27 protein-coding genes are annotated in these 25910 nt (G+C 69.9%); 10 read left to right on the top strand and 17 right to left on the bottom strand.

What is annotated here, in order from left to right; genetic code table 11:
- Positions 1 to 28: 28 nt before the first annotated feature.
- From pufC to ACFSNB_RS08850, 10 genes are all read right to left on the bottom strand, one after another.
- Positions 29 to 1063, bottom strand: coding sequence for a photosynthetic reaction center cytochrome PufC (pufC, locus tag ACFSNB_RS08895; RefSeq protein WP_377315821.1), 1035 nt, complete (start codon positions 1061 to 1063; stop codon positions 29 to 31).
- On the bottom strand, positions 1060 to 2034 hold the full coding sequence (pufM, locus tag ACFSNB_RS08890) for a photosynthetic reaction center subunit M (protein ID WP_377315820.1): 975 nt from the start codon (positions 2032 to 2034) through the stop codon (positions 1060 to 1062). Before pufM ends, pufC begins: the two co-directional genes overlap by 4 nt.
- 15 nt (positions 2035 to 2049) lie before the next feature.
- Positions 2050 to 2874, bottom strand: coding sequence for a photosynthetic reaction center subunit L (gene pufL / locus ACFSNB_RS08885; RefSeq protein WP_377315819.1), 825 nt, complete (start codon positions 2872 to 2874; stop codon positions 2050 to 2052).
- 117 nt (positions 2875 to 2991) lie between these two features.
- A complete protein-coding gene (gene pufA / locus ACFSNB_RS08880; RefSeq protein ID WP_377315818.1) occupies positions 2992 to 3177 on the bottom strand; it encodes a light-harvesting antenna LH1, alpha subunit in 186 nt (61 codons plus the stop codon).
- Positions 3178 to 3190: 13 nt separating this feature from the next.
- Positions 3191 to 3388, bottom strand: coding sequence for a light-harvesting antenna LH1, beta subunit (gene pufB / locus ACFSNB_RS08875; RefSeq protein WP_377315817.1), 198 nt, complete (start codon positions 3386 to 3388; stop codon positions 3191 to 3193).
- 130 nt (positions 3389 to 3518) lie between these two features.
- Positions 3519 to 4979 carry a chlorophyllide a reductase subunit Z gene (gene bchZ, locus ACFSNB_RS08870; protein ID WP_377315816.1) on the bottom strand — a complete coding sequence of 487 codons (1461 nt, stop codon included), beginning with the start codon at positions 4977 to 4979 and terminating at the stop codon, positions 3519 to 3521.
- 2 nt (positions 4980 to 4981) lie between these two features.
- On the bottom strand, positions 4982 to 6388 hold the full coding sequence (bchY, locus tag ACFSNB_RS08865; RefSeq protein WP_377315815.1) for a chlorophyllide a reductase subunit Y: 1407 nt from the start codon (positions 6386 to 6388) through the stop codon (positions 4982 to 4984).
- A gap of 14 nt (positions 6389 to 6402) precedes the next feature.
- Positions 6403 to 7398 carry a chlorophyllide a reductase iron protein subunit X gene (locus ACFSNB_RS08860; RefSeq protein ID WP_377315814.1) on the bottom strand — a complete coding sequence of 332 codons (996 nt, stop codon included), beginning with the start codon at positions 7396 to 7398 and terminating at the stop codon, positions 6403 to 6405.
- Positions 7395 to 8333, bottom strand: coding sequence for a chlorophyll synthesis pathway protein BchC (gene bchC / locus ACFSNB_RS08855; protein ID WP_377315813.1), 939 nt, complete (start codon positions 8331 to 8333; stop codon positions 7395 to 7397). Before bchC ends, ACFSNB_RS08860 begins: the two co-directional genes overlap by 4 nt.
- Positions 8334 to 8593: 260 nt before the next feature.
- Positions 8594 to 9460, bottom strand: coding sequence for a polyprenyl synthetase family protein (locus ACFSNB_RS08850; RefSeq protein ID WP_377315812.1), 867 nt, complete (start codon positions 9458 to 9460; stop codon positions 8594 to 8596).
- A gap of 208 nt (positions 9461 to 9668) precedes the next feature.
- Here ACFSNB_RS08850 and ACFSNB_RS08845 point away from each other — a divergent pair, with 208 nt between their 5' ends.
- Together ACFSNB_RS08845 and ACFSNB_RS08840 are read left to right on the top strand one after the other, a co-directional pair.
- Entirely contained in the window at positions 9669 to 10811 is a 1143-nt protein-coding gene (locus ACFSNB_RS08845) for a carotenoid 1,2-hydratase (protein WP_377315811.1), read from the top strand.
- A 76-nt stretch (positions 10812 to 10887) separates the two neighbouring features.
- Positions 10888 to 11697: a hypothetical protein gene (locus ACFSNB_RS08840; RefSeq protein WP_377315810.1), complete on the top strand. Its 810-nt coding sequence runs from the start codon at positions 10888 to 10890 to the stop codon at positions 11695 to 11697.
- Here the strand turns inward: ACFSNB_RS08840 and ACFSNB_RS08835 are convergent.
- The 4 genes from ACFSNB_RS08835 to ACFSNB_RS08820 all read right to left on the bottom strand — a co-directional run bounded on the left by ACFSNB_RS08835 (position 11652) and on the right by ACFSNB_RS08820 (position 16292).
- Positions 11652 to 12005 (bottom strand): hypothetical protein, encoded by a 354-nt coding sequence (locus tag ACFSNB_RS08835; protein WP_377315809.1) that lies wholly within the window; start codon positions 12003 to 12005, stop codon positions 11652 to 11654. The two genes, ACFSNB_RS08840 and ACFSNB_RS08835, sit on opposite strands and share 46 nt — an antisense overlap.
- A 189-nt stretch (positions 12006 to 12194) precedes the next feature.
- Positions 12195 to 14261: a glycine--tRNA ligase subunit beta gene (glyS, locus tag ACFSNB_RS08830; protein ID WP_377315808.1), complete on the bottom strand. Its 2067-nt coding sequence runs from the start codon at positions 14259 to 14261 to the stop codon at positions 12195 to 12197.
- A 2-nt stretch (positions 14262 to 14263) separates the two neighbouring features.
- Positions 14264 to 15139, bottom strand: coding sequence for a glycine--tRNA ligase subunit alpha (locus ACFSNB_RS08825; RefSeq protein WP_377315807.1), 876 nt, complete (start codon positions 15137 to 15139; stop codon positions 14264 to 14266).
- A 139-nt stretch (positions 15140 to 15278) separates the two neighbouring features.
- Positions 15279 to 16292 (bottom strand): polysaccharide deacetylase family protein, encoded by a 1014-nt coding sequence (locus tag ACFSNB_RS08820; protein ID WP_377315806.1) that lies wholly within the window; start codon positions 16290 to 16292, stop codon positions 15279 to 15281.
- A gap of 98 nt (positions 16293 to 16390) precedes the next feature.
- Here ACFSNB_RS08820 and ACFSNB_RS08815 point away from each other — a divergent pair, with 98 nt between their 5' ends.
- Positions 16391 to 16981: a malonic semialdehyde reductase gene (locus tag ACFSNB_RS08815; RefSeq protein WP_377315805.1), complete on the top strand. Its 591-nt coding sequence runs from the start codon at positions 16391 to 16393 to the stop codon at positions 16979 to 16981.
- Between the two features lie 13 nt (positions 16982 to 16994).
- Here ACFSNB_RS08815 and ACFSNB_RS08810 read toward each other — a convergent pair whose 3' ends face one another.
- From ACFSNB_RS08810 to ACFSNB_RS08800, 3 genes are all read right to left on the bottom strand, one after another.
- Positions 16995 to 17510 (bottom strand): disulfide bond formation protein B, encoded by a 516-nt coding sequence (locus tag ACFSNB_RS08810; protein ID WP_377315804.1) that lies wholly within the window; start codon positions 17508 to 17510, stop codon positions 16995 to 16997.
- 97 nt (positions 17511 to 17607) lie between these two features.
- Positions 17608 to 17841 carry an FmdB family zinc ribbon protein gene (locus ACFSNB_RS08805; protein ID WP_377315803.1) on the bottom strand — a complete coding sequence of 78 codons (234 nt, stop codon included), beginning with the start codon at positions 17839 to 17841 and terminating at the stop codon, positions 17608 to 17610.
- Between the two features lie 105 nt (positions 17842 to 17946).
- On the bottom strand, positions 17947 to 18162 hold the full coding sequence (locus tag ACFSNB_RS08800) for a hypothetical protein (RefSeq protein WP_377315802.1): 216 nt from the start codon (positions 18160 to 18162) through the stop codon (positions 17947 to 17949).
- Positions 18163 to 18361: 199 nt separating this feature from the next.
- On the opposite strand from ACFSNB_RS08800, the gene ACFSNB_RS08795 reads away from it, so the two are divergent.
- The 7 genes from ACFSNB_RS08795 (at position 18362) to cysD (ending at position 25892) form a co-directional block, all read left to right on the top strand.
- Positions 18362 to 19408, top strand: a complete 1047-nt coding sequence (locus ACFSNB_RS08795) for a sulfate ABC transporter substrate-binding protein (RefSeq protein ID WP_377315801.1) — start codon at positions 18362 to 18364, stop codon at positions 19406 to 19408.
- A complete protein-coding gene (gene cysT / locus ACFSNB_RS08790) occupies positions 19395 to 20249 on the top strand; it encodes a sulfate ABC transporter permease subunit CysT (RefSeq protein WP_377315800.1) in 855 nt (284 codons plus the stop codon). Before ACFSNB_RS08795 ends, cysT begins: the two co-directional genes overlap by 14 nt.
- Positions 20249 to 21082, top strand: a complete 834-nt coding sequence (gene cysW / locus ACFSNB_RS08785) for a sulfate ABC transporter permease subunit CysW (protein WP_377315799.1) — start codon at positions 20249 to 20251, stop codon at positions 21080 to 21082. Before cysT ends, cysW begins: the two co-directional genes overlap by 1 nt.
- A 54-nt stretch (positions 21083 to 21136) precedes the next feature.
- On the top strand, positions 21137 to 22192 hold the full coding sequence (locus tag ACFSNB_RS08780) for a sulfate/molybdate ABC transporter ATP-binding protein (protein WP_377315798.1): 1056 nt from the start codon (positions 21137 to 21139) through the stop codon (positions 22190 to 22192).
- 151 nt (positions 22193 to 22343) lie between these two features.
- A complete protein-coding gene (locus ACFSNB_RS08775) occupies positions 22344 to 24368 on the top strand; it encodes a nitrite/sulfite reductase (RefSeq protein WP_377315797.1) in 2025 nt (674 codons plus the stop codon).
- Positions 24365 to 25099, top strand: a complete 735-nt coding sequence (locus tag ACFSNB_RS08770; protein WP_377315796.1) for a phosphoadenylyl-sulfate reductase — start codon at positions 24365 to 24367, stop codon at positions 25097 to 25099. Before ACFSNB_RS08775 ends, ACFSNB_RS08770 begins: the two co-directional genes overlap by 4 nt.
- Entirely contained in the window at positions 25092 to 25892 is an 801-nt protein-coding gene (gene cysD / locus ACFSNB_RS08765; RefSeq protein WP_377315795.1) for a sulfate adenylyltransferase subunit CysD, read from the top strand. Before ACFSNB_RS08770 ends, cysD begins: the two co-directional genes overlap by 8 nt.
- Positions 25893 to 25910 lie beyond the last annotated feature (18 nt).

The raw sequence follows: 25910 nt of genomic DNA, 5'->3' as shown, positions 1-25910 counted from the left end.
CTCATCTGCCGGCGCGGAGAGGAAGGGCTTAGTTCTTCACCGACAGCGGGGTGGCCAGCTCCGGATAATCCTTCAGCTGGGACACACCGAGGAGCGGCTTGAAGGTCCCCTGGTGGCAAGTGGTGCAATTGATCTTGGGCGCATCACCCGCCGCGCCCAGACGGGCGGCCGGAAGGATCTTCGCCAGCGGATCGAACACCGTGTTGTTCAGCTCGCGGACGTGACGGATGGCGTTCCACGCCACCACACGCTGCGGGGTGCTTTCACTCCAGTCGGTGAAGGACCGGCTGTTGTGGCAGTAGGTGCAATTGACGCCCAGGCCGTCAGAGATGTGGGTCATCAGGCCATAGGTCCATTCCGCCTGAATGATCGACTTGCGCGGACCGGCATCCTTCTGCGGCAGAGCCTGCTGCGGGATGATGCGGAGGTCGTTGGCTTCCTTCAGGAACGGCGTGAACACGTCGTAGGGCAGCGCGGTATCGGCCACCACCGCCGAGGCACGGTTCTGACCGCTCGGGATGGGGGCGTAGCCGGAAGCGTGGCTCACGTTGGTGTTGGTGTACCAGATGTAGCTGGGCACCGGCGCGCCACGATGGCAGGTGTAGCAGGTCACGCCGGTTTCGGCGACGTGGGCCTTGAACTTGGTGTTGATGGTCCCGACCATCTCGAGCATCCGACGGGCGACCGTCTTGGTGTAGAGTTCGTCGGAAGCCATGTCCTCGGGATTGTGGCAGTAGTTGCAGCCCGCGTCCGGCGAGACCCAGCTGGTCATCGCCATCATCAGGCGGTCGAACTCGGCCTTGTCGAGATCACCCAGAACCTTGAGGTTCTTGTACTCGGCCGAGGCCTTCTTGCCTTCCGGATCGGCGGCCGGCAGCACTTCCGGCGCCTGGTTGGCGGCGACGAGGCGGGTATAGGCGCGATTCTGGTAGGACTGAATCATGCCCAGGCCGCGATAGCCGCGCTGCACGGAGTCGATCGGGGGCGTGGTAAAGGTGGTGGCGACGAACACAGCGCCAGCGATGGCGGCGAGTCCGATGACAGCGGAAATTCCGAGTTTCATTGCGCCACCCCCGAGGTCAAGGCCGGATCCGTGACGTGGAACACCGGCGGATAGGACGGAGCGAAACTGTGCTTGACGGCCCACAGATACCAGTTGTCAACCACGGTTCCGGTCAGAAGGATGCCGATAGCGGCGGTCAGGACGGTCAGCACCGCGAACCAGTAGCCCCAGCGATGGAACGACTCGATCGTGGCATTGAAACCGAGCTGCCAGCGCCACAGCAGCATCGCGCGCTCGACCGCGGTACCGCGATCGACGATCTGCTCCAGCTCGCGATCGCCGCCGTAACGGCTGACCGCCAGCAGGGTGCCGCCATGCATGGCGAACAGCACCGCCGACCCATAGAGGAAGGCAATCGAAAGAGCATGGAACGGGTTGTAGTAGAAGTTGCCGTAGCGGATCGAGATCGACGCGGTCCAGTCGAGGTGCGGGAACAGGCCGAACGGCACCGCCTCACCCCAGGACCCCATCAGCAGCGGCCGGAACAGGCCGAGGCTGAGGTAGAAGAAGATCGCGGCGGCAAACGCCCACGCCACGTGCGTGCCAAGGCCGAGAGCCCGGGCGCGGGTGTAGACGCGCACCCACCAGCACAGAATCGAGGCGGTCAGGAAGAAACCGGTGATCAGCCACCAACCGCCTTCGGCCAGCGGGGGCAGATGCAGGCCGTAGCTCGGCGCCGGCGGCTCGACCGCCAGCCAGAAGAACTGACGGACGAACTGGATCCAGTCCCAGCTCACCTGCGACATGAAGCTGAAGAAGCAGACGAAGGCGGCGATGCCGAAGCACAGCGCCGACGCAACGCCCCAACCGCCGAGATAGATCGGCCCGATCTGCGCATTCGCGACCTTGCCGACCCAGTAGGCGAAGAAGCCCTTGCCGAAGCGCTCGTCGTGGCCGGGTGGCAACGCGATGCCCGGATAGGTTTCACCGCGGATTTGCACGCGGTTGAAGATGTTTTGATATTCGGTCATTACGGTCACCTTGCGTTAGCGCCAGACGGGCAGATTGAGCCACCAGCCCCACCACTCGGGCCACCCGCGGGTCCAGAACGGACCGGAGATCACGATGCAGACCGCGCTCCAGAAAGCCGCCGAGATCGCGAGGAACAGGCCGATGCGGTGAATCGCCAGCGCGCCGCTCGAATAGCCGACCACGTCACGGAAGAAGGTATCTTCGTGTTCCGCCGCCTTCACCACTTCGCCCTTGCCCGGATTGGAGGCCGACAGGATCAGACCGCCATGCATCGCCAGCGCCAGGGCGTTGGTGAAGAAGAAGCTGATCGCGATCATGTGCGCGGGGTTGTAGTGGAAGTGCAGGAACTGGTAGCCGACGTTCGACACCCAGTCGAGGTGGCTGAAGATGCCGTAGGGGAAACCGAAGCCCCAGGCGCCCAGCAGCACCGGACGGATGACCACCAAGGTGACATACGCAAGAATCGCAAAGCTGAAGGCGAACGGGACATGCAGCCCGATGCCCAGCTTGCGGGAAATCTCAACCTGTCGCAGCGCCCACGACACGAAGGCGCCAATCGCGCAGATGGTGATGAACTGCCAGAAGCCGCCTTCGTTCAGCGGCGCGAAACCAAGACCGTAGCTGAGATCAGGAGGGGCGATGCTGATCTCCCACGGATTCCACGTCGGGCCGTGCGACGCAGCCAAAACGATGAGGGCGACGCCGAGCAAGGTGAAGAAAACCGTCGTCACCCCGAAAAACCCGACGTAAAACGGCCCCACCCAAAAATCGAACAGATCGCCGCCCACCAGCGTCCCCCCTCGGACGCGGTATTTCTTCTCGAAACTGAGCATCGCCATGTTGAAGTCCACCCTTTAGAGAGGCGCGGGGGATAAGAATCCCCCGCGACCTCGCCTGAACATTGCCAGCTTTGGGCTAGGGTGGACGACGCATGCCCAAGCCCTAGCCCACGCTACTTACTTCGCCGGCACCGGAAGGGTCTGCTGGACCACGGATCCATGCGCAACCCGGGCGCCGTCAAGCCAGTTGAACCGATCGGTGCTGAGCAGCAGGAAGTGGATCAGCAGACCGAGGACGGTCAGGAAGGTGAACAGCGCGGTCAGAGTTCTTCTCGGATCGTACAGAGTCCAAATCTTCCACATTTACGTAGCCTCCTTAGACCAGGCTGGAGAGAACCGACGACGCAACGGTGCTGGCGTTGTCAAGCAACGCGTAGCCCTTGACGCCCGGCAGCCAGGGGCGCCACTTCCAAGCGAGGAAGTGCGCGACGATGGCGACTACGATGAAGGAGATGAAGCTCGTCACGAAAATGCCGTGGAACTCCTGCGCTTCTGACTCGGACAGACCAGACAAGGTCCCGCCTCCTCTTATTGAGTTAGCCATATTGAACTCCCAACGACAGGCCTTCCGGCCATAACCGCCTCCCCCAGGCGGCGGGGCGCCGGTCCGCGAACGGGCCGGCAAACTCGCTTGGTGACCGGCCCTAGGCCGCCCGTCCCGCGCCCTGCGCGGTCAGCGCGGCGGACACATCCGCCGCAGTCACCCGATCCCTTCCTGCCGTGCGCACCTCGTGCTCAACGCTGTCGCGGAGTCGCTTGGCGGCGGAAATTCTCAGCAGGAACGGTTCCCTCTCCACAGCGGCCTCGAGCGTCCGACTCGCGTCGTCGTCCCAGGCCAATGCCTCCATCCGAGCCAGACGCGACAGGGTCCCCTCGACCTGATCCAGCTCAGTCCCCAAGGGCAGGATATGGAACAGCGCGTCGAACAGCGCGTTGCAGTATTCCTGCACCAGATAAGTTGCGCCAGCATACCCCATAAAAGGGGTCCCGGTCGAGCGCCTGACGATGGCACCGGGAAAAGAAGCTGGAATATACATCGAACGCAGCCCCAATTCGGCCGCATACATACGCTCGTTATAGGAGCCATACAGGACCAACGGCGGATTCGCCTTGAGCGCCTCTCTGACCTTTTGGTTATCCGGCTTGACTCCAGCCTGACGGGCGATGGCAAAGGCGCAGGGCATGCCCAGTTCGCCCTCGAGGAAGCCGCGCACGCCCCGCACATAGGTCTCGCTGGCGACGATGCCGAACGGGGCGGTGGCGAAGAAATCCTGGGTCACCGACCGCCACAGATCCCACACCGGCTTCAGCGTGGTCTGCTTCTCCTGGGCGATGAACGGCTCGGGATCGAGCCCGGTCAGTTCGCCCAGCTTGGTCAGGAAGGCGGTGGTCGAGAACACCCCGATCGGCGCCTGGAGGTAGGGCTTGCCCAGTTCCTCGCACAGCTTGCGGCCGAATTCGCGGTACATCACGATGTTGACGTCGGCGTCGCCCAGCCGGCGGATGTCGTCGACATGGGTCCCGAGCGGGAACACCAGATTGACCTCGCAGCCGATCCCCTCGACCAGCCGGCGGATCTCGGCGAGATCGGACGGCATGTTGAAGGTGCCGTAAATCGGGCCGATGATGTTGACGCGCGGCTTTTCCCCCGCCGCCCGCACCCGCGGCTTGGCCGGGGCATGCTTGGCGCCGAACTGGGTCCACAGCCAGAAGATCGCCCGGTCGGCCGCCTGCCACTGGTCGTCGTCGATGGTGCGCGGGATGAAGCGCAGCAGGTTCGACCCTTCCGGGGTGACGCCGCCGCCGATCATCTCGGCGATCGAGCCGGTCAGCACCACCGCCGGCATCGACTGGTCCTGGGTGGCGCTGGCGCGCCGCAGCGCGTCCTCGGTGCCACTCATCGACAGCTGCTCTTCCGACAGCCCGGTCACCACGATCGGCAGTTCATGCGGCGGCAGCGCGTCGGTGTAATGCAGCACCGCGGTCACCGGCAGGTTTTCACAGCCGACCGGCCCGTCGATCACCAGCCGCAGGCCACGGATCGCCGAGAAGGCGTAGACCGCGCCCCAGTAGCCGCCCGCCCGGTCGAGATCGAGCACCAGCATAATCAGGCCCTCCCCTGCGCGCCGAGCGGCGGGTTGGGACCATAGCCGGTGGCCTTGCCCTGGCCGACCTGATCGAAGAAGGCCAGCATCCGTTCGAACCGGGCCTTGCCGGCGCTCTGGGCGGCGACGATCGCGGCGATCGAACCGGCACCGGCCGGGCCGAACAGCGGCCGGGCCGACACCATGTTGGTGAAATACAGGGCGGGAATCGCCATCTCCTTCGCGTGCTGCACCAGCGGAGTGACGCCGAGGGCCAGATCCGGCCGGGCGTCCCGCATCGCCGCGATGTCCTGTTCGAGGGTGGCGCGGAACTGGACATGGACGCCCTTGGCCGCCAGCCATTCGGCATCGCCCTGGTTCCACGGGGTGCGCGGCGTCGCGGTGCCGACATAGGGCACCTCGGCCCCGGCCTCGACCATCAGCCGGGCCACCAGCAATTCCGAGCCCTCATAGCCCGAAACGGTGACGCGGGCCTTGATCGGATGGGCGTCGAGCGCGGCGCGGATCCCCGGCAGGGCGCGGTCCTTGGCGGCGTCGATCTGCTTGTCGCCGATCCCGACCGCCTTGCCGATCGCCTCCAGCCACGCGGCGGTGCCTTCGTACCCGACCGGGCCGGAGCCGACCACCGGCCGGCCCGCCGCCTGAAACTCACGCACCGAGTTGGTGTAGAACGGATGGATCGCGGCGGCGACGACGCAATCGAGCGCGGCATAGAGGTCGCGCCATTCGCGCGACGGCACCTGCGGCGCCAGCGCCAGCCCCATCGGCTGGAGCAGCCCGCCGATCACCATCGGGTCGGCCGGGAACAGTTCGCCCATCAGCGCCACGGTCGGCAGCTCGGCGCGGCCGCCGCGCGGCGCCGCCACCGGGCCGGATTCGGCCTCGAGCCGGGCATAGCGCAGCATCGCCCCGCTCAGCACGTCCTTGGCCTCGGCGTGGGTCGGCACCCCGAAGCCGGGCACCTCGATGGTGATGATGCGCACCCCGTCGATCTGCTTCGGCAGCAGGTCGAGCGGCACCCCCGAGGCGGTCGGGACGCAGAGATTGATTACGATGACGGTATCGACCTGCTCCGGCCGCGCCATCTGATAGACCGCCTTCTGCACGTCCTCGAACACCTGGCCGCGCACCAGCGTCTCGGAATCGAACGGCACGTAGCCGACGGTGCGCCGGGCGCCATAGAAGTGCGAGGTGAAGGACAGGCCGTAAACGCAACAGCCCGAGCCGACCAGGATGGTGGCGGTGCGCCGCATCCGCAGCCCGACGCGGAGCGCGCCGAAGGCCGGGCACATCGTCTGGGCCTGATCGTGCGGCCCCTTGGCCGGGACACTCCCCGCCGACGCGGTCTCCCCGCTGCCGGAGCAGCCGGGACCGGTCGAGGCCGGCGTGAGGAGGGTGGAGGACGACATCGACAGGGGCTTCCTTACGGGGTTTCGTAGATGACTTCGAGCGAGGGCTTGCGGGCCGCCTGAAGCCCACCCATATCCTCGGCGGTGGCCGGGACCAGGGTCACGTCGCGACCGACCGCGTCGCCCTTGAACAGGTTGAGGAGGCCTTCCTGCGACAGCGGCTTCGGATGGATCGGCGGCGCCAGATCGACCTGCTCGGCCAGCGCCGCGAACAGCGGGCCCCAGGTGCCGTCGGGCTGGGCGACGATCTCGTAGGCGGCCGACAGCCGGCGGATCCCCTCGTCGGCGGGAATGGTGGCGAGGATCGGAATCTGGGCCTGGGCGGCGAAGGCCTGAGCCTCGCCGGTGCCGTCATCCTTGTTGATGACGATGCCGGCGACGCCGACATTGCCGCCGAGGCGACGGAAATACTCGACCGCCGAACAGACGTTGTTGGCGACGTAGAGCGACTGGAGGTCGTTGGCACCGACCACGATCACCTTCTGGCACATGTCGCGCGAGATCGGCAGGCCGAACCCGCCGCACACCACGTCGCCGAGGAAATCGAGCAGGACGTAATCGAAATCCCAGTCATGGAAGCCGAGCTTCTCCAGGATCTCGAAGCCGTGGATGATGCCACGGCCGCCACAGCCGCGACCGACCTCCGGCCCGCCCAGCTCCATCGCGAACACCCCGTCGCGCTTGAAGCAGACGTCGCCGATCGTCACCTCCTCGCCCGCCGCCTTCTTGCGGGCCGAGGTCTCGATGATGGTCGGACAGGCGCGACCGCCGAACAGCAGCGAGGTGGTGTCGCTCTTCGGGTCGCAGCCGATCAGCAGCACCTTCTTGCCGCGCTGGGCCATCATGTAGGAGAGGTTGGCGAGCGTGAAGCTCTTGCCGATGCCCCCCTTGCCATAGATGGCGATGATCTGGGTCTTGGCCGCCGCCCGGCTGCGGCCATCGGCCAGGACCCCCGGCGCGGCCGCGCCTCCCTTGCCGGACGGAGGGACGCCATCGAGCGGCGCGGTCATGAGCAAGCTCCCCAATCGAGAATCATCTTGAGACAGGTCGGATCGCTGAACGCGGTCCGGTAGGCCTGGGCGGCCTCGGGCGCCGGATGGCGGTGGGTGATCAGGCCGTCGAGCGACAGCTTGCCGTCGCGGATCAGGGCCATCACCGCCGGCAGGTCCGGCTCGCGCCATTCGGCGGCGATGCGCAGCCGCGCCTCGCGCATGAAGGCGGGCGGGAAGGCGAAGCTGACCGGCTCGTGATAGAACCCGGCCAGCACCACCTCGCCCCCGGGGGCGAGACGGCCGATCAGGGTGTCGAGCAGACCGACATCGCCGCTGACGTCATAGATCGCGCGGTAATCCTGGCGGGTGTCGGTGGCCGGATCGATCACCGCGTAGCCCTGGGCCCCGTCCATCCGCACCGGATTGCGCTCCCACACCGTCGGCTGGGCGCCGAGCGCCACCGCGATGCGGGCGACCAGCCGGCCGAGCACGCCGTGACCGACGATCAGCTCGGGCAGACGGACCCCTTCGGGCGCCATGGTGTGATAGGCGGTGGCGGCCAGCGCCAGCAGCACGGCGCGTTCGCCCAGCGAATCCTCGACCGGATGGACCCGGGCACCCGGCACCACCACCCGCTGGGCGGCGCCGCCGAACAGGCCGCGCACCTCGCCATAACAGCGGGCGCCGGGCACGAACACCCGCTCGCCGACGCGGCGGCCGGAGGCCGGGCCGGCCAGGGCGACGCGGCCGACGGATTCGTAACCGGGAACCAGGGGATAGCCCATGCCGGGGAACGGCGGCATGCGGCCGGTATAAAGAAGACGCTCGGTGCCGGTGCTGATGCCGCTCCACTCGATATCGACGACGACGTCCTCGTCACCGGGAGGCGTCAGTTCCAATCGACTAAGCTCGAGGCGCTCCGGTTCCGTGAGCACGACGGCAATGGTGTTCATCCACTTCCCCCAGCGGATCCCTTGCGGGCCAACCTTCGTCCGAGGCGCCAGTTTATGCTGGCCGACCCCGCTGTCAATCGATTTCTGGCGGCTCGCCCCGCCCCCGATCGCGGAAAAATTCCAGACCAACCAATTGAAAAGACACGCTTTTCTTGCAGCACCCCGGCGGGCGGCGGGCAGACGCGCCCCCGCCGCTCCCGTCGCAACCGCGACGGGAGGCGCCAGCGAATCAAGCCGGTCTGGAACGGGCGGCGACGGCCTCAGGCGGCGCGGCGCAGCTTCTTCGGCAGCAGGCTCGACACCTGCTGATGGATCAGGGTCTGCAGCGCCTCGCGGCCGGGGCAGTCGGGGATCGCGGCGATCGCCGCCGCCGACAGCTCGTCGAGCCGGCGCAGCGCCCCGGCGAGACCCAGCTGCAACGCCGCGCTGGGGCGGTCGTTGGCACGGTCCTGACCGGTCGGCTTGCCGATTTCCTCCGGCTTGGCGGCGACGTCGCGGATGTCGTCGAGCACCTGATAGGCCTCGCCCAGCCGTTCGCCCAGCGCGCGCCACGCCTCGGGATCGGCCCCGGCGGCGGCGGCGCCGGCCATGGTGGCGGCGGCGAACAGGGCACCGGTCTTCTGCTGGTGGTATTCGGACAGGTTGATCTGGTCCTCGCACTCCCAGGCCTGACCGGCGATGATGCCGGTCGGCGCGCCGACCGAGCCGCCGACCATCAGCATCAGCGGCGCGATCCGCTCCGGCCGGGGCACCCCGGCCAAGGCGAGCTGCTCGAACGCCAGCACGATCAGGGCGTCGCCGACCAGCAGGGCCAGCGGCTCGCCATAGGCCTTGTGGACCGAGGCCCGACCGCGACGCAGGTCGGCATTGTCGAAACAGGGCATGTCGTCATGCACCAGCGAGGCGCAGTGCAAAAGCTCGATCGCGGCGGCGGTGGCATCGGCCAGACCCGGCGCGTCGTCACCGCAGGCGGCGGCGACGGCAAGGCACAGACGCGGCCGCAGCCGCGACCCGCCCGGAAACACCGCGTGCTGCACCGCTTCGGCCAGACGCGGCGGGCATCCCGGCCCGCCGAACCGCCCCAGCGCCGTGGTCAGAGCCCCCTCGACCCGAGCCATGGCATCCATGTTGTCCCCCTGTCAAAGTCCTGAAACGTCCCGTGGTCGCCAATATGTCAAATTCCGCCGGCCGTGGGAAGGGACTCGCGACCGGGGCAGGACGGCACGTTTTTCCCGTGACAGCGGCGGGGATTTCGACCACACCTAGCCGCCGGGGCCGGCGCCGCCGGGGTCCGGCCCCACCCGGCCCAGGACTCCCGGCGGAGACGGAAAAGAGATGCGATTGAACGGGCTTCGCCCTTCCCTGAGGATTCGCCCCGCGCTGCGCGGCGGCAGCGGCGATCCCGCCGCGATCGACACCGGCCGCGCCGCCGACGGCCTGATCGAAGGCCTGATCCGCCCCTCCGAAACCGATCTGCCCGACCCCGGCCCGCTGCCCTGCGGCCGCCGCTTCGCTTCGCCCCGCCCCGACGCCTTCAACGACCGGGGCGGCCCCCGTTTCGACCTGCCGGTGCCGGCCTCGGGCTATGCGTGGTGGTACATCGACGCGATCAGCGACGACGGCCGCCACGCCCTGACCCTGATCTTCTTCCTCGGCAGCGTGTTCTCTCCTTATTACGCCTGGGCGCGGCGGGGCCGGGAGGCCGACCCGCTCGACCATTGCTCGGTCAATGTCTGCCTCTACGGCGCCGCCCCCCGGGGCTGGGCGATGACCGAGCGCCGGCGCGCGGCGGTGCACCGCACCGCCGACACCCTGGTGATCGGGCCGAGCGCGCTGCGCTGGACCGGCAGCGCGCTGGAAATCCGCCTGTCGGAACGGACCTTCCCCCTGCCCGGCCGGATTCGCGGCACGGTGCGGGTCCATCCCCGCGTGCTGACCCGCCACACCGTCCGGCTCGACGCCAAGGGCGAGCATTGCTGGACCCCGTTCGCCCCCGAGGCCCGGGTCGAGGTCGAACTGAGCCAGCCCGGCCTCAGCTGGTCCGGCCCGGGCTATTTCGACGGCAACAACGGCGCGGTGCCGCTCGAAAGCTCGTTCACCCGCTGGACCTGGGCCCGCGCCCCGCTGTCGGACGGCACCGCGGTGCTGTACGACGTCACCCGCCGCGACGGCACCGACCTCGCGGTGGCGCTGAAGATCGGCCGTGACGGCAAGGTCGAGGACCGCGAGCCGCCGCCCCCCGCCCCGCTGCCGACCGGCGCGTGGAAGGTGTGGCGCGAGACCCGCGCCGATGCGGGCCACTCCGCCCGGCTGGTCGAGGCGCTGGAGGACACGCCGTTCTACACCCGCTCGGTGATCGGCACCCATCTGTTCGGCGAGAAGGTGACCGGGGTGCATGAAAGCCTGTGCCTCGACCGCTTCGGCAAGAGCTGGGTCCAGGCGCTGCTGCCGTTCCGCATGCCGCGCCGCTTCGCCTGAACCACGGACCGGGCGCGGTCCGGCGCGGCGCCGGGCCGCGCTTGCCGCCGCCCCGGTTCTATGGCTCAATGCGCCGATGGCACCGACCCCGTTCCCGCTCGCGCCGGCCGCGTCCGCGCCGTTCGATCTGGCCGCCCATTTCATGGAATGCGGCGCGCTCGACACCAACCTCAGCCTGGCCCCGGGCCAGCGGCTGGTGATCACCGACGACCTGCTCGACGGCTCGATTCCCGACCCCGCTGCCCTGTCGATGGCGGCGATCGTCGCCCGCGACGGCCAGGTCGCCCGCGCCGCGCTGATTCCGCTCGGCGTCGCCGCCAGCAAGCTGGGCGCCGGCGAGCGCGACCGCTACGAGCGGCTGTTCGCCCTGATCGAGGACACCGCCTTCGCCCCGGAAGCCCGGGATTCGGCGGAAAGCCTGATCCAGACCCATTTCCGCGAGGCCCGCATCCGCGACCTCGCCGCCGAACTGGGCGACAGCATCGGCGTCGCCCGCCAGCGCTACCGCGCCTTCCTCGACGTGGTCCGCCTGCTGGGCGAGGGACGGATCTCGCACGGCGCCTTCGTTGACGAGTTCCTCGATTTCACCCGGCAGGTCGCCGGCAAGCTCGATTTCGGCATCTATGCGATGTGTGTCGACCGGCTGTTCGCCAGCGAACGGATCTCGATGGTGATCAAGGCCGCGCTGCTGCGCGAGATCCTGGCCTATCCGCCGCTGATCCGGCGCGAGCTGGTGACCTCGCTGCTGGCCGCCCCCACCACCGGGGCGGAATTGCTGGCGCTGGCCCGGGCCGAACTGGCGGCGCGGCTCGACCCCCGCCAGCAGACCGAGGTCCGGCTCTACACCCTGCTCAAGCGCAGCTGGCTGGCCCGCAAGCCGGGCTGAGCCTCACGGCTTGGTGTGCGACTTGATCTTGTAGCCGTAGACGCAGACATCGGCATCGCCCGGTTGCCCGCCCGGCCCCGGGTGCCCCGGGTGGTGCGGAAATATTCCGCCACCTCGTGCGCCTCGTATTCATCCCTGGCGCGGCGGGCGATGCAGGCGTCGCCCTTGTCCTTGACCCGGTGCTGGCGTTGCAGCTTGGCCCGGGGCGCCGCCGCCACCCCGACATACCACCCGCCGAACTCGCCGCCGTTGCGCGCGATGAAGTCCTCGATGTCGCCGATGATTTCGCTGCGCGACTTGGCCGCCATGATGCCTCCCTCCCTTTGACCGGGCGGAGTCAGCTATATCAGGCGGCCTATAACAAGTGATTAAAGCGGGCTCCCGCCCGCACCCGGCCGGGGCGATGCCCCGGCCCCCCTTTGTTTTCATCGATGAAAAAAAGGGAGGTTTGGAGGCGCCAGCCTCCAAGCGGGTGCGGGCGGCAGCCCGCCGAGACGTCAGCCTTCGACCCGGGAGAAATCGGCCACCGCCTCCATCGCCGCGCCGATCGCGGCGAGCAGGGTCAGGCGGGCGACGCGGCGTTCCGGCTCGGGGGCGTTGACGGTGACGCGGTCGAAGAAGGCGTCGAGCGGCCGGCGCAGGGTGGCCAGCGCCGCCATCGCCGCCGCGAAATCCTCGCCCGCCACCGCCTGGGCCACCGCCGGCCCGACCGCGTCGAGCGCGGCGGCCAGGGCCTGTTCCTCGGCCTCGACCAGCACCGCCGGATCGACCGTGCCGGTGAAGCGGATGCCGTCCTTCTTCTCCTCGATGCGGACGATGTTGGCGGCGCGGCGATAGGCGATCAGCAGGTTGGCGCCGTCGTCCGAGGCGAGGAACCCGGCCAGCGCCTCGACCCGCTGGCGCAGCAGCACCAGATCGTCCTGACCGCCCAGCGCGAACACCGCCGCGATCAGGTCGTGACGGATCCCCTGTTCCTTCCAGGCGACGGCGAGGCGGTCGGCGAAGAAGGCCAACAGATCGGCGGTGGTGGTGGCGGCATCGCGCTTCAGCCCGGCCGGATAGAGCCCATGGGCATGGGCGAACAGCGCGGCCAGCGACAGGCGCAACTTGTTCTCGCCGATCAGCCGGATCACGCCGAGCGCGGCGCGGCGCAGGGCGAACGGATCCTTCGAACCGGTCGGCTTTTCGTCGATGGCGAAGAAACCGACCAGCGAATCGATCTTGTCGGCCAGCGCCACCGCCACCGCCACCGGGGCGGTCGGGCAGGCGTCGGACGGGCCGACCGGGGCGTAATGCGCCGCGATCGCCTCGGCCACCGCCGGATCCTCGCCGTCGTTGCGGGCGTAATAGCGGCCCATGATCCCCTGGAGTTCGGGGAACTCGCCGACCATTTCCGACGACAGATCGGCCTTGGCCAGCCGGCCGGCGCGCTCGGCCAGGGCGGCGTCGGCGCCGAGGCGGCGGGCGATCTCGGCCGCCAGCGCGGCGATGCGGCCGGCCTTGTCGAGCATCGAGCCGAGCCCGGCATAGAAGGTGCGCTCGGCCAGCTTGGGCAGGCGCGAATCGAGCCGGTGGCGGCGGTCGGTGTCCCAGAAGAACTTGGCGTCGGACAGACGGGCGCGCAGCACCCGCTGGTTGCCGGCGACGATCGCCGCGCCGCCGTCGGCGGCCCGCATGTTGGCGATCACCACGAAGCGCGGCGCCAGCGACCCGTCCTGCTTCAGCAGGCTGAAATATTTCTGGTGGCTGCGCATCGAGGTGATCAGCACCTCGGCCGGAACGTCCATGAAGGCGTCGTCGATGCTGCCGATCAGCGGCACCGGCGCCTCGACCAGCCCGGTGACTTCGGCCAGCAGGCCGTCATCCGGCTTGAGCCGCAGCCCCTCGGCGGCGGCGAGCGCCTCGGCCCCGGCCAGGATCGCGGCGCGGCGTTCCTCGGGATCGAGCACCACCTGGGCGGCGCGCAGCCTGGCCTGATAATCGGCGAAATCGGTGACGGCGAACGGTTCGGGGGCGAGGAAGCGATGGCCCCGGCTGGTGTCGGCGGCGGCGACCGGGCCGAAGGCGACCGGCACCACCGCGCCGTCGAACAAAGCCAGGATCGACTGGATCGGCCGCACCCAGCGCACGTCATGGGCGCCCCAACGCTGCGACTTGGGCCAGGGGAAATTGGCCAGGGTGGCCTCGACCACCTCGCGCAGCAGATCGACGGTGGCGCGGCCCTTGCGCTCGATCACCGCGAACCAGAACACCCCCTTGCCGGTGTCGCGCTGTTCGAGCTGGTCCTGGGCCAGACCGGTCGATTTGAGGAAGCCGTCGAGCGCCTGGGCCGGGGCGCCGACGCGGGGGCCGCGTCGTTCCTCGGACAGATCGGGCCCGGCCAGCGGCAGCCCGTCGATCGCCAGCACCAGCCGGCGCGGGGTGACCAAGGCGCGGGCATCGTCGAAGGCGATGCCGCCGGCGGCGAGGCCGTCGCCGATCATCCGGCGCAGATCCTCGGCGGCGCGGGCCTGCATGCGGGCGGGAATTTCCTCGGACAGGATTTCGAGCAGGAACTGGGCCATGATCACGCCTCCTCCGCCTGACGGGCGAGCCAGCCTTCGCAACAGGCCTTGGCCAGGGCGCGCACCCGGCCGATATAGGCCTGCCGCTCGGCGACCGAGATCACCCCGCGCGCGTCGAGCAGGTTGAAGCGGTGACTGGCCTTGATGCATTGGTCATAGGCCGGCAGCGGCAGCCGGGCCGCCAGCAGCGCATTGCATTCCGCCTCGGCGTCCTCGAAATGGCGCAGCAGCATCGCGGTGTCGGCATGTTCGAAATTATGGGCGGAATATTCGCGCTCGGCTTCGAGGAAGATGTCGCCGTAGCGCACGCCGTCATCGTTGTAGCGCAGGTCGTAGACGTTCTCGACCCCCTGGATGTACATCGCCAGCCGTTCCAGCCCGTAGGTCAGCTCGACCGCGACCGGATCGCATTCGATGCCGCCGACCTGCTGGAAATAGGTGAACTGGGTGACTTCCATCCCGTCGCACCACACTTCCCAGCCCAGGCCCCAGGCCCCCAGCGTCGGGCTTTCCCAATCGTCCTCGACGAAACGGATGTCATGGGCGGCGGGATCGATCCCCAGCGCGCGCAGGCTGTCGAGATAGAGCCCCTGCGGATCGGCCGGGCTCGGCTTCAGCAGCACCTGGAACTGATAATAATGCTGCAACCGGTTGGGATTCTCGCCATAGCGCCCGTCCTTGGGCCGGCGCGACGGCTGGACATAGGCACAGCGCCACGGCTTCGGCCCCAGCGCGCGCAGGGTGGTGGCGGGGTGAAAGGTGCCGGCGCCGACCTCCATGTCGTAGGGCTGGAGGATCACACAGCCCCGCTCGGCCCAGAAGGCCTGAAGGGTGAGGATAAGGCTCTGGAAACTGGGCGCTGCGCCGCTGCTCGCCATCGGAACCGCCATCGCTGGAAGGGGGGAGCGGCAACCCTAGCGATGGGCTCCCGGCCGGTCAAGGCCGTCCGCGGGCGCTCGGAGAAGGATCGGGATCCAAGGGCCCCCGGCCCTTGGCGGGTGTGGGCGGCGCCCACGCTCAGGGGGTGGCGAACTGCCAGCCGAACCAGCGCCAGCGGCCGTCGAGGGTGGGCAGGGTGCAGTTGAGCCGGGCGCGGCCGGGGGGGATCGGCTTGGTCATCCGCACCTCGATGCGGGGGCCGAGCTGCTCGACCCGGACCTGCCCCTCATGCGAGGCGTAGCAGGACAAGGCGGCGATGCCGGGGATCTCCTCGGCCAGGGTGAAGCCGAAGGCGGGGGGATTGACCCGCACCACCGGATCGGCCGGGGTGAGATCGACCGCCGGCAGCGGCAGCGAGCGCACCACCAGCCGGAAGCGGTCAAGCTCGCCATGCGCCCCGATCATGATGAAGCGCGGCAGATAATAAGGATTGAACCCGCGCCACAGCGCACCGGAATGCTGGCCGAAGGCGGCGAGGAAGCCGGCCTGACGCACCAGGGCGATCGAGATGGCGTCGGCCTCGCCACCCGGCCAGGCGAACAGATCGGGGGCGGTGCCGAGTTCCTGGGCGAAGCGGGACTGGGCGCGGCCGAGATCGGCGGCGGCGGCCTCGACCCCGACGCGGGGGAAACGCAGCCGGGCGGCGCCCAGGCTGCCGATGGTCACCCCCTCGGCGCGCAATTCGCGCAGCTGGCTCCAGCCGAGGGTTTCGCCGCCATGGTCGATCTCGTCGGTGGCGACGAACAGGGTGACCGGCAGGCCGGCATCGCGCAGCAGCGGCCAGGCCCGGCTGTAGAAGCCGTAGGAGGCGTCATCGACGGTGATCGCCACCGTCTTGTCGGGCAGGCGCCGGCCCTCGCGCAAGGCGTGGGCGATCTCGGGCAGCGGCAGCACGGTGAAGCCGCCGCTCTTCAACTCGGCGATATGGCTGGCGAGTTGGTCGGAGGTGGTGTTGAGGGCGGCGACGCGATCATCGTCGAAGCGGTGATACAGCAGCACCACCGCCGAGTCCGCCGCCCGCACCGGCGGCGCGAGCGCGAACAGGCCGAACAGCCAGATCATCACCGCCGCGGCAGCGCAGCCTGTCCGCATCCTCCCCTGGTCTCCCCGGCCCCGGCCCCCTTATAGTGGGATGTTTGCCGCATCGGGGCGGCCGAGTACAAGAACAAAGCGGGTGAAGGAGGGGCAGGATGACCGAGGGGCTCGATCAGGCCGGACAGGATCTGCTGTTTCACGCCGCCCATACCCCCCAGCGTTTCCTCGACCGGCCGGTGGCGGACGAGACGCTGGAACGGGCGTGGGACCTGGCCCGGATGGGGCCGACCGCCGCCAACGGCCAGCCGCTGCGGGTGCTGTTCCTGCGCACCGCCGAGGCCAAGGCGCGGCTGCTGCCGGCGCTGGCGCCCAGCAATCTCGACAAGACCCGCTCGGCCCCGGTCACCGCGATCGCCGCCCACGACCTCGCCTTCTTCGAACGGCTGCCGACGCTGTACCCGTTCGTCGATGCCCGCGCCTGGTATCAGGACAAGCCGGCGCTGGCCGAGGAAACCGCCTTCCGCAGCGGCACCCTCCAGGCCGGCTACCTGATCCTGGCGCTGCGCGCGGTCGGGCTGGCCTGCGGACCGATGAGCGGGTTCGACGCCGCCCGGGTCGATGCCGACTTCTTCGCCGGCACCAGCCTGCGCAGCAACCTGCTGATCAACATCGGCTATCCCGATCCGGCCTTCGTGCGGCCGCGCGCGCCGCGCCTCGCCTTTGCCGAGGCCTGCACCCTGCTCTGAACCGGCGGGGGGATCAGCGGCGGCGGCGCGGCGCCAGGGCCCGGACCAGCAGCAGCGCCAGCAGGGCGGAATAGGCGACGTTGAGCGCGGCGAAGGTGATGCCGTGATAGGACCAGGACGGCTGGTCGCACGGCGGCATATCGACCGGCCGGCTCATCGCCGCCGCCAGATCGAGGGTGGCGGGATCCATCTCGGCCAGACCGGGCGGGGTCGAGCCGCACACCGCCGAATGCCACCAGTTCTGTTCGACCCCGACATGATAGGCGGCGATCGCGGCGTTGACCGCCAGCACCAGCGCCGCCAGCCCGGCCAGACGGCGGCGCAGCCCCACCGTCAGCACCGGCCAGCAGGCCAGCGCCAGCAGCGGCACCGCCAGGGCATAGGGCACCCGCTCGGTCAGGCACAGCACGCAGGGACGCGCCCCGGCGCCGTACTGGGCGGTGAAGGCGATGGCGAGAGCGGCGACGCAGCCGGCCAGGACGACCAGGGCCGGGGCGGCGGCGATGGAAAGGCGGGACGAACGGCTCATCGTCGGAACTATATCGGGCTTTGTCCCGAGGCGGAAGCGCGCGCCGGCCCTGCCGAAAGGATTGGCCCGCCGCCGCCGGCGGCGGGCGGGCCGCCGGCTACAGTTTGCCCTTCAGCTCGGACGCGCTGTAATTGCTGAAATGGCCTTCCTTGGCGGCCTGCTGGCGGGCGCGGCCGATCGCCGCCTTGACCCGGCCGCCGATCGCCGGAGACGAGACCTGACGCTCGACCTCAACCGAAGCGCAGGCCGGACAGGCCGCACTCTCGCCACCGCGCAACAAGGCCTCGAATTCCTCACCGCATTTGCTGCATCGAAACGAAAAAATCGGCATGATTCCTCCTGTCGCCGGACGGACAGGGGAGCATAGCGCCGACGGGATGCGACGAAAAGCGGCACGACGGACGAAAGAACAAAAACCGGGCAGCGGAGTGGCCGGTCAGGCGGCGCTCAGCCGACAAGGGGCGTGGCCGAGGGCGGCGCCGGCCTCGGCCAGCAGCGGCCACACCGAGGCCGGGGTCAGGCCGTCGCGCCGCATCAACAGGTGGATGATCGGATCGGCCATCAGGTCGGCCAGCGCCGGCTCGCCATTGCGCCAGGGATCCCACGGCCGGGCCGGGGGCGAGGAAACGGGGGCAAGCGTCGCGCGCGTCATCACGGCCTCCATCGGAGCGGGCTCCGCATCCTGCGGGCGTGACGGTCACGATAGGGGCGGAGCCCCGCCGCGTCAAGATAAATCTATAGATTTTGTAGATTATGAAAACCGGCGCTGTTAAACTCGGCTTGACAGCAAAAACACACCTATCTATACGGTTTATGAACTTCAAAACCGGGCGACCGAAGGGAACGCAGCGATGATCCGAGACGACGGTGGCGACCTCGCCAAACTGATCCTGACCGCGGCCTCGGCCGTCGGCATCGCCCTGGCGCTGGCGCTGGCGATCCCCGGCGCCCATGCCGCCGACAGCCGTGCCCTGCTCAACGTCTCCTACGACCCGACCCGCGAGCTGTACCAGGACGTCAACGCCGCCTTCGTCAAGCAGTGGAAGGCGCGGACCGGCGAGGACCTCAGGATCAACCAGTCGCATGGCGGCTCGGGCAAGCAGGCCCGCGCGGTGATCGACGGGCTGGAGGCCGACGTGGTCACCCTGGCGCTGGCCTACGACATCGACGCCATCGCCCAGCGCGGCCAGATCGAGCCCAACTGGCAGACCCGACTGGCCGCCAACAGCGCGCCCTACACCTCGACCATCGTGTTCCTGGTGCGCAAGGGCAACCCCAAGCACATCAAGGACTGGGACGATCTGGTCCGTCCCGGGGTGCAGGTGATCACCCCCAACCCCAAGACCTCGGGCGGGGCGCGCTGGAACTACCTTGCCGCCTGGGGCTACGAACTGAATCGCTCGGGCAACGATCCGGCCAAGGCCGAGGCGTTCCTGACCCAGTTGTTCCACAACGTCCCGGTGCTCGACACCGGCGCGCGCGGCGCCACCACCACCTTCACCCAGCGCGGCATCGGCGACGTGCTGATCGCCTGGGAGAACGAGGCGATCCTGGCCCTGGCCGAGGTGCCCGGCCAGTTCGAGATCGTCGCCCCGCCGCTGTCGATCCTGGCCGAGCCGCCGGTGGCGGTGGTCGACAAGGTGGTCGATCGCCACGGCACCCGCGCCCTGGCCGAATCCTATCTCGCCTTCCTCTACAGCCCGGAAGGCCAGGAGATCATCGCCCGCAACCATTACCGCCCGCGCGATCCCGACGTGGCCCGGCGCCATCAGGCCGAATTCCCGCCGGTGCGGCTGTTCACCATCGACGACGTGTTCGGCGGCTGGACCAAGGCGCAGGCCACCCACTTCGCCGATGGCGCCCTGTTCGACCGGATCATCGTCAATGCCAAGAAATAGAGGTGGCGCGGGCCGGCCGTGGCGGGTGATCCCCGGCTTCGGCCTGACGCTGGGCCTGACGCTGGGCTGGCTGTCGATCCTGGTGCTGATTCCCCTGGCCAGCCTGTTCATGCTGGCCTCGGGCCTGTCCTGGCAGCAATGGGGGGCGATCCTGGCCGATGACCGGGTCGAGGCCGCCTTCCTGCTCAGCTTCGGCGGCGCCCTGGTCGCCGCCCTGATCAATGCCGGCGCCGGCCTGCTGGTGGCCTGGGTGCTGGTGCGCTATTCCTTCCCCGGACGGCGGGTGGTCGATGCCCTGGTCGATCTGCCCTTCGCCCTGCCCACCGCCGTCGCCGGCATCGCCCTGGCCGCGCTGTACGCCCCGACCGGCTGGCTCGGCCGGCTGATCGAGCCGCTCGGGCTCAAGGTCGCCTTCACCCCGCTCGGGGCGATCGTGGCGATGGTGTTCGTCGGCCTGCCGTTCGTGGTGCGCACGGTGCAGCCGGTGCTGGAGGACATCGACCGCGAGGTCGAGGAGGCGGCCGCCTCGCTCGGCGCCAGCCGCTGGCAGACCTTCCGCCGCGTCCTGCTGCCGACGCTGGCGCCGCCGCTGCTGACCGGCTTCGCCCTGGCCTTCGCCCGCGCCGTCGGCGAATACGGCTCGGTGATCTTCATCGCCGGCAATTTCCCCGGTTTGTCCGAGATCGTGCCGCTGCTGATCGTGGTCCGGCTCGAACAATATGATTATGTCGGCGCCACCGCGATCGCCGCGATCATGCTGGTGGCCTCGTTCCTGCTGCTGCTGCTGATCAACGGCCTGCAACGCTGGAACCGCGACCGGATGGCGGGGAGCGCCGCGTGATGGCCCGTCGTCGTTTCCGCCTCGGCCCGCCGCTGCTGATCGCCCTTGCCCTCGGCTTCCTCGCCTTGTTCCTGGTGCTGCCGCTGGCGGCGGTGCTGACCCAGGCCTTCGCCAAGGGGGCCGGGGCCTATCTCGCCGCGCTGACCCAGCCCGACGCCTGGGCGGCGATCCGGCTGACCCTGCTGGTGGCGGCGGTGGCGGTGCCGGTCAATCTGGCGTTCGGGCTGGTCGCCGCCTGGGCGATCGCCAAGTTCGACTTTCGCGGCAAGAGCCTGCTGATCAGCCTGATCGACCTGCCCTTTTCGGTCTCGCCGGTGATTTCCGGTCTGGTGTTCGTGCTGCTGTTCGGCCTCCAGGGCTGGTTCGGCGAGGCGCTGCGCGACCACGGGGTGCGGATCCTGTTCGCGGTGCCGGGGATCGTGCTGGCGACGATGTTCGTCACCTTCCCCTTCGTCGCCCGCGAACTGATCCCGCTGATGGAGGAACAGGGCCGCGAGGAGGAGGAGGCGGCGCTGGTGCTGGGCGCCGGCGGCCTCAGGACCTTCTGGTCGGTCACCCTGCCCAACGTCAAATGGGGCCTGCTGCACGGGGTGCTGCTGTGCAACGCCCGGGCGATGGGCGAGTTCGGCGCGGTGTCGGTGGTGTCCGGCCACATTCGCGGCCTGACCAACACCATGCCGCTGCATGTCGAGATCCTCTACAACGAATATGATTTCGTCGGCGCCTTTGCCGTCGCCTCGCTGCTGGCGCTGCTGGCGGTGCTGACCCTGGTGGTCAAGGCGGGGCTGGAATGGCGCCTGCGCGACGAGATCGCCGCCCTGCGCCGGTCCTGAGCCCGCGCCCCTTCCCGCCCCCCCCTCTCTCCCCCCCGCACGTCCGAGGCCCCGATGATCGAAGTCCGTTCCCTGTCCAAACGCTTTGGCGCCTTCCGCGCCCTCGATGCGGTGTCGCTGCGGGTCGAGCCGGGCAAGCTGGTGGCGCTGCTCGGCCCGTCCGGCTCGGGCAAGACCACCCTGCTGCGGATCCTGGCCGGGCTCGACGCGCCGGATTCCGGCAGCGTCTGGCTCGACGGCACCGAGGCAACCCAACTGGCGGCGCGCGACCGGGGGGTCGGCTTCGTGTTCCAGCATTACGCCCTGTTCCGTCACATGACCGTCGCCGACAACATCGCCTTCGGCCTGACGGTGCGGCGCGGCCGCGACAAGCCGGCCAAGGCCGAGATCGCCCGCCGCGTCGCCGAACTGCTGGAGCTGGTGCAATTGTCGGGGCTGGCCGGGCGCTATCCCAACCAATTGTCGGGCGGTCAGCGCCAGCGGGTGGCGCTGGCCCGCGCCCTGGCGGTCGAACCCCGCCTGCTGCTGCTCGACGAGCCGTTCGGCGCACTCGACGCCCAGGTGCGCAAGGAACTGCGCCGCTGGCTGCGGCGGCTGCATGACGAACTCGGCCTGACCGGGGTGTTCGTCACCCACGACCAGGAAGAGGCGCTGGAAGTGGCCGACGAGGTGGTGGTGATGAACCAGGGCCGGATCGAGCAGATCGGCAGCCCGGCGGCGATCTATGACAGCCCGGCCAGCCCGTTCGTCTACCGCTTCCTTGGCAATGTCAACGCCCTGCCCTGCCACCTGCGCGACGGCATCGCCGAGGTCGGCGGGGTGCGGCTGGCCGCCGAGCTGAACGGCGACGGCCCGGTCAACGGCAGCGCGGTCGCCTTCGTCCGCCCCCACGACGTCGCCCTCGGCCCGCCCTCGCCCGGCCTGCCCCAGGCGGTGGTCGAGCAGATGGCGATCCTCGGCCCGGTGGTGCGGGCCGACCTGCGCCTCGCCGGCGACATCCCGCTCGAGGTCGAGCTGAGCCGCGAACAGCAGGGCCTGCTCGGCCTCGCCCGGGGCGCCGCCGTCGGGGTCACCCTGCGCCGGGCGCGGGTGTTCGCCGGGGCCGCCTGACGCCCCCGCCCCGGCGGGAAAACAACACATTTTTGTGTGTTATTATGGTCAATAATACACAAACCGATTGACGAAGGCGGGCGAGACCGGCTATTGCCTCAGTCCTGAACAGCCCCCCGGACCGCCGGGGCGGACAGGAAAGGGCCAGGCGATGAACGAAATCTCTCCCTCCGGCTTCGACCGTGGCGAACCGCTGGTGCGCGCCGACGACGTCGTCGAATACCGCGCCGGCCTCGAGCGTTATCGCGCCGGGGCCTGGGACGAGACCCGCTGGACCGCCTTCCGGCTGCGCCACGGCGTCTATGGCCAGCGCCAGCCGGGGCGCCAGATGCTGCGGATCAAATTGCCGGGCGGGGTGCTGCCGGTGGCGGCGCTGCCGGCGCTGGCCGGGCTGACCCGCGATCTCGCCCAGGAGATCGCCCACCTCACCACCCGGCAGGACCTCCAGCTCTATCACATCCCGCTCGACCGCACCCCGGAGGCGCTGGAACGGCTGGCCGCGGCCGGGCTGACCTCGCGCGAGGCCGGCGGCAACACCGTGCGCAACGTCAATGCCTGCGCCCTGGCCGGGGCCTGCCCGCGCCAGCGGGTCGATGCCGGCGCGGTGGCGCGACGTCTGGCCGGGCTGTGGCTGCGCCGGCCGCTGGTCCAGGCGATGCCGCGCAAGATCAAGCTGGCGGTGTCGGGCTGCGCCGAGGATTGCGGCGCGGCGCGGGTGCATGATCTCGGCCTGATCGCGACCGAGCGCGACGGCGAGAACGGCTTCCGCGTCGTCGTCGGCGGCGGGCTGGGCAGCCAGCCGGCGGCGGCGATCGAGCTGCTCGATTTCGCCCGCGAGGAGGAGCTGCCGGCGGTGCTGGAGGCGCTGCTGCGGGTCCATGTCGCCCAGTCCGACCGCACCGACCGCGCCCGCGCCCGGCTGAAAGCGACCATCCGCCGGATCGGCGCCGACACCTTCCGCGCCGCCTTCGCCACCGAACTGGCCAGCCTGCGCGGTCTGGCCCAGCGGCCGTGGCCGCCGCTCGACTGGCACCGCCCCGCCCCGGCCGAGGGCCCGCTCGCCCCGGAGGGGCTGATCGCCGCCAATGACGGCAGCACCGCCGCGATCGTGCCGGTGCCGTTCGGCCGGCTGTCGGCCGACCAGCTCGACGGGCTGCACGCGCTGGCGCTGGCGCGCGGGGTGGGCGAGATCCGCCTGACCCGGAGCCAGGATCTGGTGCTGCTCGGCCTCGGCGCCGATTCGCTCGACGGGCTCGACGACGCCCTGGCGGCGATCGGGCTGAAGGGGCCGGCCAGCGTCGGGCGCGAGGCCGGGCTGATCAGCTGCCCCGGCACCAGCACCTGCCGGATCGGCATCACCAACGCCCCCGGCCTCGCCGCCCGGCTCGCCGCCGGGCTCGACGACGGCGCCCCGGTGCGGCTGTCGGTGTCGGGCTGCCATAATTCCTGCGGGCTGCATCACCTCGCCGACATCGGCCTGCACGGGCTGACCCGGCTGATCGACGGCAAGCCGGCGCCCTATTACCGCCTCCATTTCGGCGGCGAGGCCGCCAGCGCCCGCTTCGCCCTCGCCGGCCCGCTGGTGCCGGCCCGTCAGGCCGACCGCGCCGTCACCCTGCTGCGCCGGGCCCTGGCCGAAGGCCGCCACCCGGGCGAAAGCGTCCGCGCCTGGGCCGAACGGCTCGGCCCCGACGGCATCGCCGCCCTGCTCGCCCCGCTGGAGGCCGAGGCGCCGCGGCCCGACTGGCTGTTCGACTGGGGCGCCGACGCGCCGTTCGCCGGCCCGCCCCGCGCCGGCGGCGAATGCGCCGCGCCGCAAGCTCCGGTGGCGCATCTTGCCGACCTCGCCTATGATGGGTTGGAGCGGTTCGACCGCTTCCTCGCCGCCGGACGCTGGCCCGAGGCGCTGAAGGCCGGCGAGGAGGCCTCGGCGCTGGCGTTGCGCGCCCTGCTCGCCCGCCATGGCCTGGCCGCCGGCGAGGATGGCGATTCGGCCGAGGCGGTGTTCGCCCGCTTCCGCGCCGGGCCGGCCGACCAGGGCGCCGCGCGCGACGCCTTCGACTCGATCCAGGCCGAGCGCACCTCGGCCCTGGTCACCGGACAGGCCGGCCCCTATCGCGAGGCCCTGGCCTGGCTGCTAGATCTGCTGCGGCCGGAAGAGGAGCCGGGCCGATGACCGTGCCGACCTCCGACGACCTTGCCCTCTGGCCGGCGCGCTGGGCCGGGCTCGACGGCGCCGCCCTGATTGCCGCCGCCCGCACCGCCCTGCCCGGCCGGCTGGCCGCGATCGCCTCGTTCGGCACCGAATCGGCTGTGCTGCTCGATCTGATCGCCCAGGTCGATCCGGCCCTGCCGGTGATCGTGATCGACACCGGCGAGCTGTTCGACGAGACCCACGCCTACATCGCCAGCCTGACCGCCCATCTCGCCCTGACCGGGGTGAGAATCGTCCGCCCCGACCCGGCCGAGATCGCCGCCGCCGCCGATCTGTGGCAAAGCGACCCCGACCGCTGTTGCGGCCTGCGCAAGGTGGCGCCGCTGGCCCGGGCCAGCCGGGGCTACGCCGCCCTGATCGACGGCCGCCGCCGCGCCCACGGCTTCGGCCGCGAGGCGGTCGCCCCGGCCGAGCTGCGCGACGGCGTGCTGCGGCTCAGCCCGCTGGTCGGCCTCGACGATGCCGGCATCGCCGCCGCGTTCGCCGCCCGCGCCCTGCCGCGTCACCCGCTGGAACGGGCCGGCTACCGCTCGATCGGGTGTTGGCCCTGTACCCGGCCGGTCGCCCCGGGCGAACCGGCCCGGGCCGGACGCTGGCCCGGCGCGGCCAAGACCGAATGCGGCATCCACCTCCCCTCTTCCCCTCCGGCGGCGCCCCCCGCCCGAACCGAGGCACATCCCGACCATGAATGATCTCGACGCTCTCGAAAGCCAGTCGGTCTATATCCTGCGCGAAGCGTTCAACCGTCTCGACCGGATCGGCCTGCTCTGGTCGATCGGCAAGGATTCCAACGTGCTGCTGTGGCTGGTGCGCAAGGCGTTCCTCGGCCACGTTCCCTTCCCGGTGATCCATGTCGATACCCACCACAAGATCCCGGAAATGATCGAATTCCGCGACCGGATGGCGCGGGAATGGAACCTGCCGCTGGTGATCGGCGAGAACCGGCCCGCGCTCGACTCGGGGATGGGGCCGGACCGTGGCCGGGTCGAATGCTGCACCGCACTGAAGACCGAGGGGCTGAAGCAGGTGGTGGCCGACCTCAAGCTGACCGGGGTGATCGCCGGCATCCGCCGCGACGAGGAAGGCACCCGGGCCAAGGAACGGGTGTTCAGCCCGCGCTCGGAAACGGCGGAATGGGACGTGCGCGACCAGCCGCCGGAATTCTGGGACCAGTTCAAGACCGACTTCCCCCCCGGCACCCACCTGCGGATCCACCCGCTGCTGGCCTGGACCGAACTCGACGTCTGGCGCTACATCCAGCGCGAATCGATCCCGCTGGTCAGCCTGTATTTCGCCACCAACGGCAAACGCTACCGCTCGCTCGGCTGCGCCCCCTGCACCAGCCCGATCGAGTCCGAGGCCAATTCGGTCGAGGAGATCATCGCCGAGCTGGAAACCACCCGGATCGCCGAGCGCGCCGGCCGCGCCCAGGACCGCGCCTCGGAGGACGCCTTCGAGCGTCTCCGGGTCGGCGGCTACATGTAGACCCGAAGGCGAAGAGCC

It is taken from the genome of Phaeospirillum tilakii (assembly GCF_042683125.1).
GTDB lineage: Bacteria > Pseudomonadota > Alphaproteobacteria > Rhodospirillales > Magnetospirillaceae > Phaeospirillum > Phaeospirillum tilakii.
This window is presented reverse-complemented; position numbering and strand designations above follow the sequence as displayed.

What these genes read in the sequence shown, in the direction of transcription:
- ACFSNB_RS08815 (WP_377315805.1), top strand. Translation starts at nt 16,391, where the DNA reads ATGACCGAGGGGCTCGATCAGGCCGGACAGGATCTGCTGTTTCACGCC.
- ACFSNB_RS08810 (WP_377315804.1), bottom strand. Translation starts at nt 17,510, where the DNA reads ATGAGCCGTTCGTCCCGCCTTTCCATCGCCGCCGCCCCGGCCCTGGTC.
- pufC (WP_377315821.1), bottom strand. Translation starts at nt 1,063, where the DNA reads ATGAAACTCGGAATTTCCGCTGTCATCGGACTCGCCGCCATCGCTGGC.
- ACFSNB_RS08835 (WP_377315809.1), bottom strand. Translation starts at nt 12,005, where the DNA reads ATGGCGGCCAAGTCGCGCAGCGAAATCATCGGCGACATCGAGGACTTC.
- cysD (WP_377315795.1), top strand. Translation starts at nt 25,092, where the DNA reads ATGAATGATCTCGACGCTCTCGAAAGCCAGTCGGTCTATATCCTGCGC.
- pufM (WP_377315820.1), bottom strand. Translation starts at nt 2,034, where the DNA reads ATGACCGAATATCAAAACATCTTCAACCGCGTGCAAATCCGCGGTGAA.
- ACFSNB_RS08805 (WP_377315803.1), bottom strand. Translation starts at nt 17,841, where the DNA reads ATGCCGATTTTTTCGTTTCGATGCAGCAAATGCGGTGAGGAATTCGAG.
- ACFSNB_RS08845 (WP_377315811.1), top strand. Translation starts at nt 9,669, where the DNA reads ATGCGATTGAACGGGCTTCGCCCTTCCCTGAGGATTCGCCCCGCGCTG.
- ACFSNB_RS08770 (WP_377315796.1), top strand. Translation starts at nt 24,365, where the DNA reads ATGACCGTGCCGACCTCCGACGACCTTGCCCTCTGGCCGGCGCGCTGG.
- ACFSNB_RS08780 (WP_377315798.1), top strand. Translation starts at nt 21,137, where the DNA reads ATGATCGAAGTCCGTTCCCTGTCCAAACGCTTTGGCGCCTTCCGCGCC.
- ACFSNB_RS08800 (WP_377315802.1), bottom strand. Translation starts at nt 18,162, where the DNA reads ATGACGCGCGCGACGCTTGCCCCCGTTTCCTCGCCCCCGGCCCGGCCG.
- ACFSNB_RS08860 (WP_377315814.1), bottom strand. Translation starts at nt 7,398, where the DNA reads ATGACCGCGCCGCTCGATGGCGTCCCTCCGTCCGGCAAGGGAGGCGCG.
- ACFSNB_RS08850 (WP_377315812.1), bottom strand. Translation starts at nt 9,460, where the DNA reads ATGGATGCCATGGCTCGGGTCGAGGGGGCTCTGACCACGGCGCTGGGG.
- ACFSNB_RS08775 (WP_377315797.1), top strand. Translation starts at nt 22,344, where the DNA reads ATGAACGAAATCTCTCCCTCCGGCTTCGACCGTGGCGAACCGCTGGTG.
- bchC (WP_377315813.1), bottom strand. Translation starts at nt 8,333, where the DNA reads ATGAACACCATTGCCGTCGTGCTCACGGAACCGGAGCGCCTCGAGCTT.
- cysW (WP_377315799.1), top strand. Translation starts at nt 20,249, where the DNA reads ATGGCCCGTCGTCGTTTCCGCCTCGGCCCGCCGCTGCTGATCGCCCTT.
- bchZ (WP_377315816.1), bottom strand. Translation starts at nt 4,979, where the DNA reads ATGCTGGTGCTCGATCTCGACCGGGCGGGCGGCTACTGGGGCGCGGTC.
- pufA (WP_377315818.1), bottom strand. Translation starts at nt 3,177, where the DNA reads ATGTGGAAGATTTGGACTCTGTACGATCCGAGAAGAACTCTGACCGCG.
- ACFSNB_RS08795 (WP_377315801.1), top strand. Translation starts at nt 18,362, where the DNA reads ATGATCCGAGACGACGGTGGCGACCTCGCCAAACTGATCCTGACCGCG.
- ACFSNB_RS08820 (WP_377315806.1), bottom strand. Translation starts at nt 16,292, where the DNA reads ATGCGGACAGGCTGCGCTGCCGCGGCGGTGATGATCTGGCTGTTCGGC.
- glyS (WP_377315808.1), bottom strand. Translation starts at nt 14,261, where the DNA reads ATGGCCCAGTTCCTGCTCGAAATCCTGTCCGAGGAAATTCCCGCCCGC.
- ACFSNB_RS08825 (WP_377315807.1), bottom strand. Translation starts at nt 15,139, where the DNA reads ATGGCGAGCAGCGGCGCAGCGCCCAGTTTCCAGAGCCTTATCCTCACC.
- pufL (WP_377315819.1), bottom strand. Translation starts at nt 2,874, where the DNA reads ATGGCGATGCTCAGTTTCGAGAAGAAATACCGCGTCCGAGGGGGGACG.
- cysT (WP_377315800.1), top strand. Translation starts at nt 19,395, where the DNA reads ATGCCAAGAAATAGAGGTGGCGCGGGCCGGCCGTGGCGGGTGATCCCC.
- bchY (WP_377315815.1), bottom strand. Translation starts at nt 6,388, where the DNA reads ATGTCGTCCTCCACCCTCCTCACGCCGGCCTCGACCGGTCCCGGCTGC.
- ACFSNB_RS08840 (WP_377315810.1), top strand. Translation starts at nt 10,888, where the DNA reads ATGGCACCGACCCCGTTCCCGCTCGCGCCGGCCGCGTCCGCGCCGTTC.